The organism is Pedobacter sp. AW31-3R, assembly GCF_052180285.1.
GTDB lineage: Bacteria > Bacteroidota > Bacteroidia > Sphingobacteriales > Sphingobacteriaceae > Pedobacter.
Map to the genome: position 1 here is coordinate 4,560,600 of NZ_CP197475.1, position 18,804 is coordinate 4,579,403.

General features: G+C 40.7%; 13 protein-coding genes and 1 tRNA gene. 7 read left to right on the plus strand and 7 right to left on the minus strand.

All coding sequences use genetic code 11. The annotated features are described in order from the left end of the window. Positions 1 to 98 precede the first annotated feature (98 nt). From ACSBL2_RS18745 to ACSBL2_RS18760, 4 genes are all read right to left on the minus strand, one after another. Positions 99 to 2,654: an adenosylcobalamin-dependent ribonucleoside-diphosphate reductase gene (locus tag ACSBL2_RS18745; RefSeq protein ID WP_442588085.1), complete on the minus strand. Its 2,556-nt coding sequence runs from the start codon at positions 2,652 to 2,654 to the stop codon at positions 99 to 101. A gap of 243 nt (positions 2,655 to 2,897) precedes the next feature. Continuing rightward, a complete protein-coding gene (locus ACSBL2_RS18750; RefSeq protein WP_442588086.1) occupies positions 2,898 to 4,055 on the minus strand; it encodes a DUF3095 family protein in 1,158 nt (385 codons plus the stop codon). 40 nt (positions 4,056 to 4,095) lie between these two features. Further along, complete coding sequence (locus ACSBL2_RS18755; protein ID WP_442588087.1) at positions 4,096 to 5,277, minus strand: DUF418 domain-containing protein; 1,182 nt, start codon at positions 5,275 to 5,277, stop codon at positions 4,096 to 4,098. Positions 5,278 to 5,415: 138 nt separating this feature from the next. After that, the gene (locus ACSBL2_RS18760) at positions 5,416 to 6,063 is read right to left on the minus strand and encodes a Pr6Pr family membrane protein (protein ID WP_442588088.1); all 648 of its coding nucleotides are present in this window, start codon (positions 6,061 to 6,063) and stop codon (positions 5,416 to 5,418) included. A gap of 161 nt (positions 6,064 to 6,224) precedes the next feature. Between ACSBL2_RS18760 and ACSBL2_RS18765 the strand changes: the two genes are divergently transcribed. Both ACSBL2_RS18765 and ACSBL2_RS18770 read left to right on the plus strand, forming a co-directional pair. Further along, positions 6,225 to 7,010 (plus strand): DUF2625 domain-containing protein, encoded by a 786-nt coding sequence (locus tag ACSBL2_RS18765; RefSeq protein WP_442588089.1) that lies wholly within the window; start codon positions 6,225 to 6,227, stop codon positions 7,008 to 7,010. Positions 7,011 to 7,130: 120 nt separating this feature from the next. Beyond that, on the plus strand, positions 7,131 to 9,839 hold the full coding sequence (locus ACSBL2_RS18770; protein ID WP_442588090.1) for a PAS domain S-box protein: 2,709 nt from the start codon (positions 7,131 to 7,133) through the stop codon (positions 9,837 to 9,839). Between the two features lie 37 nt (positions 9,840 to 9,876). Here ACSBL2_RS18770 and ACSBL2_RS18775 read toward each other — a convergent pair whose 3' ends face one another. Beyond that, the gene (locus tag ACSBL2_RS18775; RefSeq protein WP_442588091.1) at positions 9,877 to 10,662 is read right to left on the minus strand and encodes an SDR family oxidoreductase; all 786 of its coding nucleotides are present in this window, start codon (positions 10,660 to 10,662) and stop codon (positions 9,877 to 9,879) included. A gap of 356 nt (positions 10,663 to 11,018) precedes the next feature. Between ACSBL2_RS18775 and ACSBL2_RS18780 the strand changes: the two genes are divergently transcribed. The 5 genes from ACSBL2_RS18780 to ACSBL2_RS18800 all read left to right on the plus strand — a co-directional run bounded on the left by ACSBL2_RS18780 (position 11,019) and on the right by ACSBL2_RS18800 (position 17,186). Then, a complete protein-coding gene (locus tag ACSBL2_RS18780; protein WP_442588092.1) occupies positions 11,019 to 12,044 on the plus strand; it encodes a substrate-binding domain-containing protein in 1,026 nt (341 codons plus the stop codon). Positions 12,045 to 12,304: 260 nt separating this feature from the next. After that, positions 12,305 to 12,378 (plus strand) — tRNA-Pro (locus ACSBL2_RS18785). 244 nt (positions 12,379 to 12,622) lie between these two features. Further along, positions 12,623 to 13,807, plus strand: a complete 1,185-nt coding sequence (locus ACSBL2_RS18790; RefSeq protein WP_442588093.1) for a S41 family peptidase — start codon at positions 12,623 to 12,625, stop codon at positions 13,805 to 13,807. 36 nt (positions 13,808 to 13,843) lie between these two features. Continuing rightward, on the plus strand, positions 13,844 to 14,539 hold the full coding sequence (locus ACSBL2_RS18795; protein WP_442588094.1) for a porin family protein: 696 nt from the start codon (positions 13,844 to 13,846) through the stop codon (positions 14,537 to 14,539). 1,108 nt (positions 14,540 to 15,647) lie between these two features. Next, positions 15,648 to 17,186: an MAC/perforin domain-containing protein gene (locus ACSBL2_RS18800; RefSeq protein ID WP_442588095.1), complete on the plus strand. Its 1,539-nt coding sequence runs from the start codon at positions 15,648 to 15,650 to the stop codon at positions 17,184 to 17,186. Between the two features lie 341 nt (positions 17,187 to 17,527). On the opposite strand, the gene ACSBL2_RS18805 is transcribed toward ACSBL2_RS18800, so the two are convergent. After that, positions 17,528 to 18,268 carry a hypothetical protein gene (locus ACSBL2_RS18805; RefSeq protein ID WP_442588096.1) on the minus strand — a complete coding sequence of 247 codons (741 nt, stop codon included), beginning with the start codon at positions 18,266 to 18,268 and terminating at the stop codon, positions 17,528 to 17,530. Between the two features lie 19 nt (positions 18,269 to 18,287). Next, complete coding sequence (locus ACSBL2_RS18810; RefSeq protein ID WP_442588097.1) at positions 18,288 to 18,755, minus strand: hypothetical protein; 468 nt, start codon at positions 18,753 to 18,755, stop codon at positions 18,288 to 18,290. Positions 18,756 to 18,804: the final 49 nt, after the last annotated feature.

The window sequence follows — 18,804 nt, forward strand, 5'->3', positions numbered from 1 at the left end:
TTTATGATACAGCCTCTTCCTTTTTTAATCATTTAGTATTTGCTGGTCTTCAGACTTTAAACAATCCTGACCATGATGAAACGACAGGCAGCATTACCTTATCCGCATTTGGAAGATCCGCAATCTTTGCAGGTCAGGCAGCCTTCCTGATAATGCAGGTTTGTGGAAGAGCAATTCTGACATTGTTGTTTTTTCGCTTCCGTACCGTCAGGAACATAACGTTTCAATGCACGTGCCACCCCATTTTTCCAGGTATTGATAGATTCATCCAATTGCAGGCTATTGATCAGATCAACCACCTTTTCTATAGGCATCCCATGTCGCAGTGTACTGGAAATCAGCTTCGCATAGTTCCAGTATTCAGGATTGAACTTATAAGACAAGCCTTCAATAGTGGTCTTATGCCCGCGTTTATTTTTATATTGAAAATCGTAACGTGAGCCACCATCAGCATCTCTATTTTTAATAATAGCCCCATCATTCACCCATCTTGGGATCAGGATGCCATCCTCATCATCAGCAAAACCTGTAAAAATCTCATAGGGTTTACCTTCAATCAATCCGATAAATGCAATCCATTTGTCCTTACTGTTCTGAAAACGTACAACATCCGCTTCCAGCACTGCCGGTCTGGTGGTGGGGAAGATCAGCTGACTTTCCTCAGTTTCTTCTTCCGTCTTCGTCTCTGTATTCGCGATCAGTACACCGGAACGGGAACCATCACGGTACACAGTTACCCCTTTGCAGCCCGACATCCAGGCTTCCATGTACAATTCGCCTACTACTTCTTCCGTCACATCGGCAGGCATATTAATCGTAACACTAATGGAATGGTCGATCCATTTTTGGATGCGGCCCTGCATCTTCACCTTTTTCAGGTAATCGACATCATTGGAAGTGGATTTATAATAAGGAGACTGTATAATCAGTTCATCCAATTCCTTTTGGGAATAATTTTTCGTAGTATCAAATCCGTTCACCTCCATCCATTGTTTAAAACGGTGGTGGAATACCACATATTCTTCCCATGAATCACCTACTTCATCCACAAAATCCACACGCACATCTTTATCACCGGGATTCACTTTTCTTCTCCTTTTATACACCGGCATAAACACCGGTTCAATTCCTGAACTCGTTTGTGACATCAGGCTTGTCGTTCCTGTTGGTGCGATCGTCAGTAAGGCTATATTTCTCCGTCCATATTCCAGCATATCATAATACAACTCCGGATCTGCTTCTTTCAGGCGCAGGATAAAGGGATTATTTTTCTCACGCTCTGCATCAAAAATAGTGAAGGCACCCCTTTCCTTTGCTGTTTTTACAGAAGCCCGGTAAGCCTCCACAGCAATCGTTTTATGGATTTCAACGGCAAAATCTGCCCCTTCATCACTGCCGTAACGCAGGCCCAGTGCAGCCAGCATATCTCCTTCGGCAGTAATGCCTATTCCGGTCCTTCTGCCTTCATTTGCTTTAGTCTGGATATTCAGCCAGAGGTTTTTCTCTGTGCGTTTCAATTCCTCACCTTCGGGATCTTCATCAATCTTCAGTAAAATGGCATCAATCTTCTCCAGTTCCAGGTCGATGATATCATCCATGATGCGCTGTGAAGCATGGATATGCGCTTTAAAAAGCTCCCAGTTAAAGTAAGCTTCCTGAGTAAACGGCTGTTCCACATAAGAAAACAGGTTAATGGCCAATAAACGGCAGGAATCGTACGGGCAAAGGGGAATCTCACCGCAAGGATTTGTCGACACCGTTTTGTAGCCCAGGTCTGCATAACAATCCGGCACAGATTCCCGGATAATGGTATCCCAGAACAAAATTCCCGGTTCGGCAGAACGCCATGCATTATGCACAATCTTTTTCCATAAGGCAGTCGGTTCAATATCTTTTTTGTACAGGGGCGATTTACTGTCGATCGGGTACTGTTGCCTGTAGGATTCTCCGGACTGTACGGCTTTCATAAACTCATCATCAATCCGTACAGAAACATTTGCACCGGTAACTTTTCCCTGTTCCATTTTTGCATCAATGAAGTCTTCCGAATCAGGGTGTTTGATGGCCACCGACAGCATCAGGGCTCCTCTCCTGCCATCCTGTGCCACTTCGCGGGTAGAATTGGAAAAGCGCTCCATAAAAGGAACAATACCTGTGGAAGTCAGTGCCGAATTTTTAACCGGCGAACCTTTGGGACGGATATGGGAAAGGTCATGACCAACCCCGCCCCGTCTTTTCATCAGCTGCACCTGCTCCTGATCAATTTTCATGATCCCTCCATATGAATCTGAATCGCCCTCATTACCGATCACAAAGCAATTGGAAAGTGAGGCAATCTGATAGGGATTACCGATGCCTGTCATAGGGCTTCCCTGGGGGATAATATATTTAAAATTTCTGATCAGCTCAAAAACCTCCTGTTCTGACAAGGGATTGGGATAGCGCTGTTCAATTCTTGATATCTCTTCTGCTATCCGGTGGTGCATGTCATCCGGTGTCCCTTCATAGATTATCCCATAGGAATCTTTAAGGGCATACTTGTTCACCCAGACCCGCGCCGCAAGATCATCTCCCTTAAAATAAGCTAATGATTGCTGGTAGGCCTGATCCGATGTGTAGGTTGTTTTTGTTTCCGCTGATTCATTAATTTCCATAGTAAATTTCTGTGTTTTAAATAAGGGCGTGTGTGAACTCAAAAGTACAAATTTGTAAATCAAGCACACCAAAAGAATTGTAAAGTTTCAAAAAATAAAACACAAAAATCTAATTTACAGCTATTTATTTTTTAAAAACAATCAAATTGTTTACAAATTAAAACAACAATAAAAAACTCACAAACAGATAAATGAGCAAGTTGTTTTAAAAAAATCAACAATTTAAGGTTAAATAAAAAAGAATTACAGACGGGAGATCAACTTGGATTTCAACATCGCAGCGGCCTGCGTATACCCTCCTTCAGATCCGTCAACAAAATGGATATGACCATCTTCCAAATCACGTACATAACAGGACATCACGGCATCTTTACTCACATGAAACCCATAGCAGATCTCTCCTTTGGCTTCAAGCGTATCCAACACTTTACACAGTCTGCCGCGTTGTAAAGAATTACCTGAAATCACAGTATTGATCTTTCCATCAATCACGAGGGTATCCGACATTTCCACCAGGCGGTCAAGGTAGTCTTTCCCCTTTCTGGTGCTGAAATAAATAAATCCATACAGGTTTGTCAGCCAGGTCCTGATCAATTCGAAAAGCCTGATCTTTCCCATTTTGGCGCGCATTTCGAGACTAAGCCTATTAAAAGTAGTATTCAGCCTGAGCTTGGCTACAGAAATAGGCTGTCTCTTCTGCGGGCTTCCATAAATATCATCAATATACCGGATTGCTTTGCTGAATGCAATGTATTGCGGCACACGTTCTCCGGCAATAATCAGGAGCGTAACAATCTCATGGCTATTTTCAGGGGGCTCAATCTTATCCCAGCGGCATTGCATACCACTCAGGTCCAGTTCATCAGTTGCGCCCACCTCTAAATTAAACAGGTAATCCTCCGCCTTGATCAGCTTCTCCGCATAATTCAGTCCATTTCCCAGTATTACCGGAATGAAAAAAGCGTCGGACACCCTGAATTTACTGATCTGCAGCTGATACTCCTGCGCATAGATCGCGGCTACCGGCAATGTACCTACACGAAGTTCCAGCCCGAAATTATCCATTGTACTCTGCCTGTACAAGAGCAGCGCAGGCATCACCTTTTCCATCACAGCGGGAGGAACAATAAAGGTAGCTCCGTCCCCACCAAAAAAGAAAGGCACAGTGATCCCTGCTTTAAATGACAGATTCAATACCGTGACTATACTTCCGGTAGCAATAAGATTGACCGATTCATGAAGCCCGTTTAAGACAGCGTGTGTAGATCCTTTGATATCTGTAATGATCACATGCCAGTCAGCCGGGACAGTGCGGAACACATCCGGTTTGATCAGCAGATCAGCAAGTGCCAGGCGACTTGCAGAGAGCTCATTATAAAACTGATCGCTGTTAACGGACATAAGTAAATGTAACGAATTATCTCCGATATTTTATCAGCTGTTATTTCTTCTTGTCAAACCAGGTAGCCCTGAACCATAGCTCTTCCAGCGGGCCTCTTTTATGGCCTTTAGCCCAGTAGGTACTTAAAATACCCAGCAAAATAGCAAGTAAAATCCCTATGACCAGGCTGAACGTAGCACCGGTATATTGGTACAAGGCAAAACCAAATCCGTAATAAAGGGTAGAACCCAGGACAGATTGCAGGATATAATTCGACAAACTCATCCGCCCTATCGCTGAAAACACATCCAGTGCACGATGAAGGGCAGCAGTTTGATACAGCAGGTAAAAACCGGCGATCAGAACCGTCATAAAGGAAATATTCGTCCATGATGTCTCAATAGTGGTAAACGGACGAAGAACTGCCTCACTTTTAATAAACGAAGCCGCATTTTCTTTAACCACATACAATACAGCGAACGATATCGCTGACACCATCAGTGTTTTCGTCCAGAAGCGTTTATTCTCTGGGGAATCAGCAAACAATTTCTTCCTTCCGGTAAGCATCCCGAAAATAAACAGGGAAAGAATATGAAAGAAGCGTCCATTTTCCCAGGACCAGAACACACAGGCCAATTTCCCATTCAGCAGGTTACCTTTTACCGTGGCAAGGAAAGAACTGCCCTTAATATATTCGTCCATCCTGCCAAAATACGTCCATGATGCAGGATCACTTAACTTCACACCAGGATCCAGCTGCAATCCATGTATCACATTCCACCATTCCAAAGGCTGGAGCAACAGGATAATCGCGATGTACAGAAGGGCACGGTCGCTCAGCTTTGCCAGGGGAATAATCAGAAAGCCCACCAGTGCATAAATAGTGAGGATATCCCCCTGATAAAACATGGAATTAATGGCTCCGAAGAACAGCAGCAACACCAATCTCCAGGCAAACCTGCCCCTGAAGTCTTCGCCCTTTTCCATCCGGGAGTTCAGCTGAATATAAAATGTCAACCCGAACAACAGGGCAAAAATTCCGTACGACTTACCGGCAAAAAGGAAGAACAGGCTATCCCATATTTTTTTATCCAGACTCAACAGCCATTCCGGTAAATGCGGCGGCAGAAAATACACGTCAAAATGTTCAAGATTATGCAGGAGCATAATAGAAACCAGCGCAAAGCCTCTCAGCGCATCAACAACATGTAATCTGGTTTTACCGGCAACAGGGTTCATCATCTAACTATTTTATGGATTCAAAAGACCATCACATGAAGATCAGCACCTGCAATACTAAATATAATTTTAATTTACAGAAATGATCTTACACACAAATTTCAACAATTCCTGAACAGGAAACAGCCAGAAAAAAAAGGCTTAAGCAAGGCTTTCATCCCTTTTCAATACACGATTGATGGTGATAAAAACTGCGCTGATCACCATAAAAACAAGAAGAACCAGCAGGGAATTGATGAATACCTGCTGATAGCCAATTTTAGCAGCATCAACAAAAGGATAAGGATAGTAGCCGGTAAAATATCCCCTGATCAAACTGTAAAATAAATACACCAGCGGAAACAGAGCCCAGGGAAAGACCCGCTTCCAGGGAATAAGCTGCTTCTTCACAAAGAAAAGCCAGAATAAAAGATACAACACCGGACTGGCAGTATGCAACAGATAATCGGCCAGTTTAAAAAGTCCTTCAGGCTTCCATAACCCTTTAAGAACAAAGGCATAAACCAATCCGACGATATTAATATAGACATTGATCGCTGTCAACACCGATGTCCTGGAGAAGAACCGCCCCCAGGAAGTCCCGGGAAGGATCAGGATGGAACTGAACGCCACTGCAATCAGCAAATTGGTCTGAATGGTAAAATAACTTAGCACCTGTACGATAGCCCCAGCTAAAGACCGCCCTTCTGCCATGTCTTTTCCGATAGAGATATAAAACTGCAAGCCAAGCGCGAACCACAACATCAATGCGGTCAGGGACAGGTAAATTAATTTTAGCTTACTTTTCATAGGATACAGTGTTTACCTGAGTAAAATATACGCGCTTATCTTCCTTCAGGTAAGTTAATGATTTTGTTTGTAATCATTTCATCTCTATTTTTTATTTCCACGATCAAATCGATGATTTTTTAATTTATCATTCTATATTTGAGAAACATTAGTAATTATCCATGAAAAGCATCATCAAATTCCTCTCTTTAGTTGGCTTAGCACTACTTACTTCAGGCACTTTTGCACAAAATAAAATGGTGAGCCTGGATGAATTGATTAACAAGACCGATCCGGCATGGCCATTGGTAAAAAAATGGATCGATGCTGCAAAAAATAAGATTGAGGTGCTTCCTGTAGATTCAGCGAAAGCCAAAGAAGCATTGTACAACATGCAGGTTTCCACCTATTCCACACTGGGTGCAATTATTTACAATACTGGTGGTATCATGATCGACAACGGCTGGGTAAGGATTTTAGGATCTGGAAGTGAAAGATTAAACCGTAATGTTCCGGAGTGGAACAGAGGAAAAACGATCAAAGACTATGGCGACAGACCGGGTTATGTACTCATCGCTGACGATGCTGTAGGCGGCTTTTTCGCCATTAACTATGGTGCTTTTGGTGATGATTTAAAGAACGTATACTACCTGGCTCCGAATAGCCTGAACTGGGAGCCTCTGGGTGCTGGTTATGGAGAATTTATCCTTTTCTGTTTTGACAGTAACCTGAATGACTTTTACAAAGGCCTGAGATGGACTTCCTGGGATCAGTTTATTTCCAGCCTGGATGGAAATAGCTCTTACAGCTTCCGTCCATATCTGTGGAAAAAAGAAGGAGCTGATATCAATAAGTGTACAAGAAAATTAGTGCCAACAGAAGTACTATTCAAGTTTAATATCCTTAAACAGCAAGAGCTTAGTTTAATTCCACCGGTGGAAACACCTCAACCTGCAGAACGTAACTAACCAGCTTACCCACAAGCATAACAGAATATTAATCATCAATTGTCCCAAAAATTTTAACGCTTAAAATATTAATCGCAAATTTGGCAATACATCGAATCGTGAATCTATAAATTCTCCTGAATGAGTCTTCCATTGCCTTTTTTATCCAACGAGCAACTTTTAGAAGTATTTAATTTAACAAAAACAGCAACGGCCATCCATATAACCGAAGATGCAATCATACAAAGCGCCAATGATGCCATGTTACGCATCTGGGACAAAGATAGGAGTATCATCGGCAAAACGCTCGAAGATGCACTGCCTGAACTCAAAGGACAACCCTTCATCGAAATGTTCAAAAGGGTCTGGAATGAAGGATTAACCCTTTCCGGAACGGACACCGCTGCAGATTTAATCGTTGACGGAGTTTTACAAACCTTTTATTTCGATTTTGAATACAGGGCCATAAAAGATGCAGAAGGCAAGACCATCTGTATCATGCACACCGCTACAGACATTACGGAGCGTCACCTGAACAGGGATCGTCTGGAAAAAGCCAGGGAAAAGGAAGAAGCCCTGCACCGGGAAAAAGAACTCAATGAACAGCTTGCCGCGGCAAATGAAGAATTAAGTGCGCTGAATGAAGAATACCAGATTACCCTGGAAAAACTAAATATACTCAACACCGAACTGGAAGACAGGGTTTACAGACGTACCCAGGCACTAGCTGACGGAATGGAACGCGAGCAAACCATGAATGAGGAGCTGTTGGCATCCAACGAAGAGCTGATTGCTGTAAACGAACAACTATCGGTCACCATAACCGAAATGAACCGGTTACAGGTAAGCCTGCAACTCACCAACAAAGAACTGTTGTACAGTGAACAGAAACTGGACGACATCTTAAATCAGCAGCCATCGCCGGTTGTCGTATTGCGGGGTCCCGATCAGGTCATTGAATTTACCAACCAGGCCCTCCTCTCCTTCTGGAATAAAGAGGAGGAGGAAGTGATCGGTAAACCGATATTACAGGTATTCCCGGAATTAAAGAGCCAGCCTTATCCCGAGCAATGGAAGCATGTGCTGGAAACTGGGGAATCCATTACCAACAAAGAAAAACCTGTTATCTTTCATAAAGCCAATGGTCCCCGATTATACTATGTAGACTATTACTACCAACCACTGATGGATGTGGAAGGGCTAAGAACGGGTGTTCTTGTTACCGTTATCGATGTCACCCATAAAGTTGATGCCCGGAAACAACTGGAACAAAACCAACTCAGCTTACAGGACCTGAACAACGAGCTGTCCACTATAAACGAGGAAATGACCGCTTCCAATGAGGAGCTGATGGCGACAAATGAAGAACTTGCCATCGCACAGGGAAACCTGCTGAGGTATATCGGGGAACTTGCAGAAAGCGAAGCCAGGTTCCGTTCATTAGTGGAACAGGCACCAGTAGCCATCAATATATTTCAGGGACGCGAACTGATCATCGACATTGCCAATCAAAAGATGTTTGAAATATGGGGAAAAACGAAAGAAGTCATAGGCAATCCGCTTGCGGAAGCCATGCCTGAACTTGACGGACAGCCTTTCTTACAGATCCTGGATGATGTAATCACCACTGGTCACACTTTCTATGGAAATGAGGTCAAAGCCTATATTGAACGCCAGGGAGAAATGGTCGAAAGTTATCTCAACCTGATTTATCAACCCATCAGAGACAAAGACGGGACTGTTACTGGCATTATGCAGGTGGCGAATGAAATTACTGAGCAGGTAAAGATCAAACACGAACTTCAAAAGACAGAAGAAATGATGCGCCTGGCCATAGATGCGGCTAAACTAGGTGCATGGCATCTTGACCCGGTAACCAAATCACTGAAGTATAACCCCATGCTGGCGAAGCTCATTGGTTATGAGGAGGAAGAACCTTTGACCTACGAAAAATCCCTGACCCACATTACTGACGACTATCGTCAGATCATCAGCGAAGAAATAGAGAAAGCTATTTCCAATGGCGGTGATTATGACATGACCTATTCGCAACACCGTTTTAACGACGGGGAACTGATCTGGCTCAGGTCCTTAGGGAAAATAAGCAAGGATGAGCATGGCGAACATACCCTGTTTTCTGGTTTCATGATGGACATTACTGAAATGAAAAAGGATGAACAGCGTAAAAATGACTTCATCGGGATGGTGAGCCATGAGCTGAAAACACCCTTAACTTCACTTAGTGGATACATACAGATCCTGCAATCCAAGGCCAGGAAAAATGAAGATAGCTTCGCATCGAATGCCTTAAGTGTAGCAGAAAAGCAAATCAGGAAAATGACCAGCATGATCAACGGTTTCCTGAACATCTCGCGCCTGGAATCGGGCAAGATTACACTCAACAAAACTTCCTTCCGCCTGGATGAGCTGGTTATCGTTACCGCGGAAGAAATATCGAGTCTGGAATCCAGTCACCAGATCAATTTTGCGGTTAATGAGCCGATAGAAGTCTTCGCCGATCCGGATAAGATCAGCAATGTCATCTCAAACCTGTTGAGTAACGCAATAAAATATGCGCCCAATGATAAAGATATTGACCTGAGGTGTGAAATTATTGATGGCATGGCACAAATCAGCATTAAAGACCGGGGAATGGGAATCGGACAAGAGGATCTGCAAAAGCTGTTTGAACGTTTCTACCGTGTAGAAAACAACAGTACAATTTCAGGATTTGGAATCGGCCTTTATTTAAGTGCTGAAATTATCCAGCGACATGCCGGTAAAATCTGGGTCGAAAGCGAATTAGGTAAAGGATCTACTTTTTATTTCAGCATCCCTTTACCCAATTGATATTTCTCCGGGATTTAAGGAGGCCCGGCACTTGCTGTCAGACCGTAGGTGTACGTCCTCCGTCGACAGGAATACTGGTTCCATTGACATAAGAAGCCGCCGGAGAAGCAAGAAAAGCAATCACATTGGCAACTTCTTCCGGCTGTCCGAATCTCTTCAGTGGCACTGTGGCCGTCATTTTTTCTGCCGCAGCTTCCTCATCTATCTGTTGACTGGAGGCTGAAGCCTGGATAAGACTTTTTAACCGGCCGGTTGCTGTTAAACCTGGCAATACGTTATTGATGGTGATGCCGAAAGATCCGATTTCATTTGAAAGTGTTTTTGACCAGGAAGCAACCGCAGCCCTAATGGTATTCGACACACCGAGATCAGATAATGGCGTACGTACTGAGGTGGAAATGATATTGATGATACGGCCATACCCTGCCTTTTTCATCCCTGGCAGGACTGCGTTGACCAGAATATGGTTACAGACCAGGTGCTGGCTGAAGGCCTGCTCAAACTGATCTGTCGAAGCAGCTATAATCGGACCTCCTTTTGGGCCACCCGTGTTATTGATTAAAACATGTACTGTATGGGTTGAAATAATCTCCTGTATGGCTTGCTGAACCGACTGTACATCAGAAAAATCAGCTACCTGGTAACTGTGCTGCTGACCAGCGTTTGTATCTAATTGTCCCAGCGCATCCTGAAGACGGGTTTCATCCCTTGCAATGAGAATGCAGTTTGCCCCTGATCCAGCCAGGACTTTTGCCGCTGCGAATCCTATTCCCTGTGAACTGCCGCAGATCACAGCTGTTCTGTCCCTTAGTGATATATCCATTTCCGTTTATTTAATAAATTACCAGTAACCGAAGTTACCGGTAATTTATTAAATTCAATAGTGGAAAGGTTTACCAATGGCCATGACCGCGATGATGACCATGTCCATGACCGCGTCCATGTCCTCTTCCCGGTCTACCTTCCTGCACTAAGCAAGAGCTGAGTAATGATACTGCCACGAGCAATAGCATTAAATTTCTGAATGTTTTCATTTGTGATGATTTAAAGTGTTTAATAACCTAACACCCTATAGACCCCATGGAGCGGGAAAGGATTAAAGCAGTTCTTAAACAAATTCTAATCCTTTTTAGAATCTGTATTTTGTGTATATTTAAATTTGTAAGAAGCTGTTTAGCTATGATGAACTATGTGAGCAAGTTTAGTATTGATGAATACGCTATCACGCCAAAATATATCCAGTTAATCAACTTTGTGCTTCAGGGTATGCAATCGGCCCAGATTAAAAAAGGTGATGTATTGCCCTCCATCAATGAACTTAGTCTTTACCTCGATACCCCAAGAAATACAGTAGAGCGGGCTTACAAGGAACTCAAAAAAATGGGACTGGTGAAGTCTATTGCCGGGAAAGGATATTTTATCATTGAAACCAACTATGATCAGCCACTGAAGGTGATGTTGTTGTTTAATAAGCTGAGTGTACATAAAAAGGCTATTTATGATGCATTTTCTGCTACTTTGGGGAATGATGCAGCTATAGATTTTTATATTTACCACAACGATTACCAGGTGTTCAAGCGGTTATTACAGGAAAAATCCAGTGCCTATTCCAAATGTTTGATTATCCCCTATTTTTCAGATTTTAAGGAAAAAGCTTATCGGCTGATCGACGCGATGCCGAAAAATAAACTGATCCTGCTCGATTATCTGGTGGATAGTGTGAAGGGTACTTTCGGAGCTGTTTATGAAGATTTTGAAGCGGATATTTTCTCTGCGCTGGAACAGTTGATGGCGTCATTGAAAAAGTACCATACCCTCATTATTATTTTCAGGAAAAATGGCTGCCGAACTGCACAGATCCTGGCCGGATTTACACGTTTCTGTGAGCTTTATGCATTCCAGTATAGAGTCATCGATTGTATGGAGCAGGAAGATATTGAATCCGGTTTCGCCTATATCAATGTGGAAGAGGACGACCTGGTGGACCTGGTTCAGAGAATCCTGGAGAAGGATTTTAAGGTTGGCCGCGATGTCGGCGTGATTTCTTACCACGATACGCCCCTGAAAAAGATTATTCTGGATGGGATAACGACGATTTCTACGGATTTTAGGATGATGGGAGAAAAAGCAGCAGAAATGGTGATGAGTAATTCTACAGCCCAGATTCAGGTGCCCTTTAGTGTCACCCTGAGAAATTCTTTGTAGGGAATATTCGGTCGGCATTATGACGAATGTATCTTATTCCATACAAACTGCGGAATATATTGAAGCGTTAGCCATATTTTTCACAAAAAAATCATTCCTTAATCAACAGATTTTTAGACAATTATAAAAGCAAAAGAATTGATTGCATTAAAAATGAGCAGTAAAAAATAAAATATATTTGCAGATATAAATAAATAGTGTACTTTTGCAATCCCAACAACGGGATAGATTAATTTTTAATTTAAAACGTTGGTCAAGTTCGGGGTGTAGCGTAGCCCGGTATCGCGCCTGCTTTGGGAGCAGGAGGTCGTAGGTTCGAATCCTGCCACCCCGACTTAAAGACTTTTAAAAGTCATTAAAACCCCTTTAATTGTATGGTTAAAGGGGTTTTTTATGTCAATCCAATTGGTCCAAAAAAGCGATCAAGACGGATCAAGCGGAATTCAAGACCTATTTTGTCACCACCTTAACCACCACAATTGAAGAACCAATTCTACCGGAATCTCCATTTGGTAAACATTGATTATTGTACTACTATATTTAGTAGTTTTACGCTATTAAATGCTGTGATAAATACTATGAAGAAAACTAAAATTCAACCCGACACATTCTTTCTGCCGGGTTATTGCAGGAACATACTCATCATTCTGGTTTCAATATTGGCTCTTTCCTGTAAAAAACAAGCTCCGGTGAACCTTGATGAAAATCCCGATAACTTCAGCAAAATATTTGTCCAATTTTGGGATAAAATGAATAACCAATATGTTTACTGGGATAAAGATAATACAGACTGGGATGCTATTTACAAACAATACAAACCCTTGTTTGATAATTTGAGTAACAGCAACAGTGATAAACTAAAAGCGGTAACGTATTTTAGAGAAATAACCAGCAATTTGATCGACAATCACTTTCGCATTAGGTTTAACGAGCCGGTGATTGCCAGCTTTACCATTAATCCAGCTACGGATAGGAAATCCAAAACAAGTAATTTTCACAGTAGGTTTAATTACGATGATGTTGTAAAAACATATTTGGATAATGGTTATTTAAGTGGAGATGGTACTGCAGTTATTGAAAATACGGTAATAAAGGCTACATCAGGCACCATAAACAATAACTTACTTTATTTCCATTGCAATTTATTTGCACTGAAACAATCATACGAATCAAACGATGGCAATAAGGTAAAACAAATTTTAGACTATTTCTTTGCACAGCTTAAAAGAACATCGAATCCAATTAAGGGAATTATACTCGATCTAAGGAATAATACAGGCGGCAATATTATAGACTTAAACTTTTTTGCCGGTAAACTCGCTCCTAAAGATATTACCTTTGGTTACACCAGAAGTAAAAGCGGATTGGGTAAACTTGATTATTTACCCTGGCTGGAAGCAAGATTAAAGCACGATACGGATTATTCGGTTAATGTACCCATTATATTACTTGGCGATAATTTTTCCGCATCCCTGTCTGAAATCACCATTATTGCATTAAGGAACAATAAAAACATCCTGATTGGCGAACAAACTTATGGTGCAACAGGCCCATTATCTGATACAGAAATTTTTAATTCGGGTAGTTTCAGCATTGGCAATTTTATGGAAGTAACTACTTCGACTACCGAATTTAAAGGGCTTAACGATACTTTTTATGAAAACGTTGGAATTAAACCCGATATCGTTTCTCCATTTAACCTGAGAGAATTATTGATTGGTAAAGATCCCCAGTTGGAGCTCGCCATCAGCCAAATAAAGTAAAATATTTTTGAACCAAAACCGTCCATCAGACTTTACATGAATATTAAAAAACAAATTTATCTCATCTGCATCGTTTCTATTCTTTATACCCTCAAAGCGAATGCCCAGTTTAGTCTTGGTTTTGATGCCGGTATAACATACAACAAATTAGATTATAAAATTAACAACAGCAACTTAAAGCTCCAGGAACGGAGTGGGTACATGGCCAGTGTTGTTGTAAGTTATAAATTAAATGAATGGTTTAGTGCCGAAGGTACTCCTGGTGTTATCCAAAAAAACTATGCGGTTAGCAATATCAATGGCCTTAATCAGCAGAGCAATAATACCTACCTGCAACTTCCGCTTGGTATAAACTACAACTTAAAAATTATAAAAAGACTAAAAGCCGCTGCAGTTATAGGTGGGTATTATGCCTATTGGATGAGCAGCAAGATTAATGGCATTGCACCTAATGTATTCGAACTTTCTAACAATGCCAATGGCGATGAAGTAATTAAACTGGAAAATATTAACTACACCTATCAGTTTAACGGAGCAAAAGATAAGCGATCAGAATTTGGATGGATGGGGCAAATAGCTCTGGACTATAAAATCATGAAAAACCTTTCGGTTTTAATAAAAGGACATTTCTACCAGTCGATAAGCGATCAACAAAAGAAAATAACCGAGCTGCAAACACCAAGGTATAACCAAACAATTGCTGCCACAGCAGGGTTAATGTATGATTTTTAGCAAGACAAGCTTTAAATCCAATGTATTTTAGCAGACTATTTTTTAAGTTGTATTAAGAATTGTTATGCTTAGACTAAACTCTTATTCGTTGTATGCCCCGAGAAATCCTTTATCAGCAATTGATCAATCATATAGTTGTTATAGCCACCGTGATTCTATTGCTTAACCGCAGTAGCTACAGCCAAAATAATATAGAATATATAGATGTACTTTATAGTGCTGAAAATGCTTTTGCAGGTGTTTAAGAAGACGCATCGAGATAATTAGATTGGATTTGAGGATGAAAGGGCGGGGTAAATTTAAATTCTTCCCCAATTCTGCTGGTGATGTTGGATTAAGTACTAGTCTCTTTCTAAGCAATTCAAAGCTTGCTTTGCCGTACATTAGTCTTGATACCTGCATTTCTTTAAACTATTTTCTTAGTGCACTTCCTTCAGGGTCGAGCAATAGACCTGTGATCTTTCTGGGATGTAGGTTTACGAGAATATTTCCCTATCTATCCCTTTTCTTGTGAGCCCACTCATCTACTCCAATTGCAGCTAAAGTTTGCTGTTCTGGGATTTGTTCTTTGTAGATTAGCCTTAACAAAGTGGTATCACTAATTGAAATCGAAAGTTGTTTACAAAGCTGTTCGGCTGGCTTACCTCCTGCATGTAGCGCAAGGTCCAACAGTTCATGCGAGATTTCAGTAACAATGGGATAGGCGAAATCTCGCAGACCGTAAGATTGTGGACTGGAGCATGGACAGTAGCATGTTTCAAGATCTTGAAGACAAAAATGATATACCATTCCAAGTTTAAAACTACAGCTCAGGCTCAGGATAAACTGGAGATATTCGATTATAAGGTGCGGTAGAACAGAAAGAGAAGGCATTCAGCATTGGACTATAACACTCCCGAAAAAGCCGAACAAATCCTGGTTAAGGAAAAACAGCAGCTGCATATAAATGCCTGTACTTTTCTATTGCGATGCTATATTTATTAATTCTATAATTTAAGTATCCACCTTAACAATCTATATATCCTTGCTTGTAAGCTAAATATAACTTAACGATAACAAATAGTTGTGATTTTGATTTTTTATTGGTTTTTTTGTTAAAAAAAATTATATGAATAACAATTACAAAACTAAAGTGATTTGCTTATTGTGTCTTTTTGCAACTTTATTCAGCAATTGTAAAAAAAGCGAACTTACGGAAGGCGGAAGTGTAATAACCAATCGTAATGGTTCTGCATATGCTGGCGACAAAAAATATCATGTATTGGGTGCGGGTTATGATGTAACCGGAAGGTTAGCATCCTCTGAATCTTCAAGGCTACAAGTGATAGATGTTGAAAAGTATATCAGTGAAAATCCAGGATTATATCTTCCTAATGAGGATGTACTTGATTATTATGAATTTTCATCTGGTGAAAACGTCTCAAGCTATTCAGATAAATTAAGCCAGGTGTATAAAGCAACATCGGAGTTTGGTTTATTAAAAATAAAGGTATTTAAAGCAGAAATCAATGCATCGTTTGCCAAAAAAGATAGTGCTTCATCTAAATATGTATATTCTACGATTAGAAAAATGATAAAGCAAAAGTCAATGAAGATTTTTTTCACAAAAGATGATATCATAAATAATTACCTGACCAATACGTTTAAATCAGATGTGGCTACATTACCAGCAACTGAATTAATCAAACGCTATGGTACCCATGTATTGACCGATATTGAGCTGGGGGCAAGATTTGATATGAACTACCAGGCCCAAACGAATAGTAATAAACGTGAAGAAGCTGCCGCAGCAGGTGCCAATATTAGCATGGGCAAAATTTTCAGCTTAAATGCGAATGTCAATGTTAACCGGGTAGAAGCCAGTTCAAATTTTAACCAGACGTTATATTATAATTCAGTTGGTGGAGATGGTACCAAAGGTTTGATTGATGAAGTAAATTTGGATAACAGTGCACCTAAATTAAGTATTAGTAATTGGCAGAGCTCGTGTACTAAAGACAATGCTGCTTTAATAAAAATTGGTGAAGATGGATTAATTCCGCTCGAAGATTTAATAGCTGACCCTGTAAGGAAGCAACAGATCAAGGAAGCCATTTTGCAATATTATAAAGATAATCAATTCAAGTCATTCGATGATTTGAGTAAGACATTTCCTGCCGATTGGGCATCAAGAGCATTATTAATGCCGTATGGTAAACCGACAAATGCAATTTGTACCAGCTTGCAACCCATATTAACTTCCAATGGAAACAATACGATCTCCTCTCCAAATGGTAAGTATAGGTTTGTTCTGCAGGGTGATGGTAATTTGGTGCTGTATAATTCGGCGAATGTAGGATTATGGAATAGCAAGACCAATTCAACAGCATCTGGTTGGGTTTATAAATTATATTATGCATTGGATGGTAATTTGATCATTAAAAAGGTTTCAGCTACCGGTACTGAACAAGATATTTGGGCTGCATATACCGAGGCGCGTGGAGGAACTGTTGGGGCAGAAAATGCGAACAGGGCTTATATGGTCGTACAGGATGATGGAAATGTAGCACTATATTACAGTGATTACAATGGGGCGCAATATTCGTTAGAATACTCAACAGCTACTGCTGGAGGAAAAATGAGTTCAAGACAAGGGAGCTTTAAGTAATTGTAGTCTTAATAATATGTTTTTGGAGCCATAGGTTATCAACCGCTATAGCTCATGTCAAGATGCACTCAAGTGTTAGCTTACAAACCAGCCAAACAAATTGTTTGGCTGGTTTTTTCAAGTCAAATTAACTTCAATACATTATTCAGTACCGGATGATGATCATGATAAGGTTTCCAGCGTATTCAACGCTTAATATGAATATAGGGAATCCCACCAGACTTACCTCCTGGAAGGTCGCCTGCATTTCCAGTCCCTCCACCAGTACCTAGAATTTGTCCTGTTGTAACTGTGGTGCCCCTACAGTAATCCAATTTGAAATACTACTGAGTTCAATTAGTTTACATTGCCATCTTAGCTAAATAATCAGTCAGAATATCATCGGTCAAAGTCGCCAAACTAAGCAGTTTAACCGGTTTTATCTTACTCCAGACTGTCTTGGGTTTGTTCGTTTCTTCAGAAAACACATTTCCTCCGGAAGTACTTTTCTTTTTGAGCGTAGAAAAATTAATGCTTGCTGAAGATTCCTCACCACTAGAGCGGTGCATACTGTAATAATCATAACCAATCAACTCAAACTTCTGATTCTGATACCTGAAAGAATAAGTATCTGTGGTTACTTCCCATCCACCACAACTGTAAAAATATTTATAGTTTATTTTAAGCAGCCCCTTATCAATAGTTACACCCTCACTTTCCAGTAACGGATCAAGAAGACAAGCACTTACGGTATCATTCTGCATGGGGATAAAAGCAATATTCTTCACCGCCAAATCATACTTTCCTTTTGCGTTTTTAAATACTACGATCAGCATTCTTGGATTAAAGTTTAGCGTATCATCTCCCATCCTGCCCTCCTCCTTAGTCCTTATGTTTTTCAGACTTGTATTCTGGATCACTATAGCCTCATCTGCAATACCATCTTTATTTAAATCGCCTTTGCTATTTGATATCATCTTCCAGCCCTTTGGGATGAATGATTTTATAGCAGTGCCTGAAACCGGAATAACAGGATCATCACTCTGCGCAAATAAATGAGAACTGATAGCACAAAACAGGATAAAGAATAAGTATGTCTTCATAAAATGTAACTTTTGTTGATTAAAAAAACCAGTCGCCCCCATAGCCAAATAAAACCGATACAATCAGCAGGATGATCAAATAAGCAGCAATCTGTTTCAGTAATTTAAACCTGGTCTGCCTGTTCAAAATGTAAAAATTTAAAACCATAAATATCAATGCAGCAATAATACCTGATGGGATACCCAACCAAACCGCAATAAAAGCTGCATAAGGCACAAGAGGATAGGCAACATAAAAAAAGACAGCGCCAACTATTGAACTTAAAACAAGAAATAGAATTCCTTTGAAGAAATACCTCCCCATGAGTCCAAACATCATCAGGAATAGTGCCAGCGCCAAGGAAGAATAAGTATACACGAACTCTTCTAAAAAGCTGTTCCGGCGATACTCTATTGGAAAAATGAAGCAAACGCTAATCAGAAATAGTATAACTCCTGCAATCAGGGGAACTTTCCTTCTGTTCTGTAAATTTTTTAATATGATCATATTTTCCATTTGCCAATTGCAAGTTAATAAGCCAGACGAACTGTACAAT

Coding starts and splice junctions, on each gene's coding strand:
- ACSBL2_RS18745 (WP_442588085.1), bottom strand. CDS start 2,654: ATGGAAATTAATGAATCAGCGGAAACAAAAACAACCTACACATCGGAT.
- ACSBL2_RS18750 (WP_442588086.1), bottom strand. CDS start 4,055: ATGTCCGTTAACAGCGATCAGTTTTATAATGAGCTCTCTGCAAGTCGC.
- ACSBL2_RS18755 (WP_442588087.1), bottom strand. CDS start 5,277: ATGATGAACCCTGTTGCCGGTAAAACCAGATTACATGTTGTTGATGCG.
- ACSBL2_RS18760 (WP_442588088.1), bottom strand. CDS start 6,063: ATGAAAAGTAAGCTAAAATTAATTTACCTGTCCCTGACCGCATTGATG.
- ACSBL2_RS18765 (WP_442588089.1), top strand. CDS start 6,225: ATGAAAAGCATCATCAAATTCCTCTCTTTAGTTGGCTTAGCACTACTT.
- ACSBL2_RS18770 (WP_442588090.1), top strand. CDS start 7,131: ATGAGTCTTCCATTGCCTTTTTTATCCAACGAGCAACTTTTAGAAGTA.
- ACSBL2_RS18775 (WP_442588091.1), bottom strand. CDS start 10,662: ATGGATATATCACTAAGGGACAGAACAGCTGTGATCTGCGGCAGTTCA.
- ACSBL2_RS18780 (WP_442588092.1), top strand. CDS start 11,019: ATGATGAACTATGTGAGCAAGTTTAGTATTGATGAATACGCTATCACG.
- ACSBL2_RS18790 (WP_442588093.1), top strand. CDS start 12,623: ATGAAGAAAACTAAAATTCAACCCGACACATTCTTTCTGCCGGGTTAT.
- ACSBL2_RS18795 (WP_442588094.1), top strand. CDS start 13,844: ATGAATATTAAAAAACAAATTTATCTCATCTGCATCGTTTCTATTCTT.
- ACSBL2_RS18800 (WP_442588095.1), top strand. CDS start 15,648: ATGAATAACAATTACAAAACTAAAGTGATTTGCTTATTGTGTCTTTTT.
- ACSBL2_RS18805 (WP_442588096.1), bottom strand. CDS start 18,268: ATGAAGACATACTTATTCTTTATCCTGTTTTGTGCTATCAGTTCTCAT.
- ACSBL2_RS18810 (WP_442588097.1), bottom strand. CDS start 18,755: ATGATCATATTAAAAAATTTACAGAACAGAAGGAAAGTTCCCCTGATT.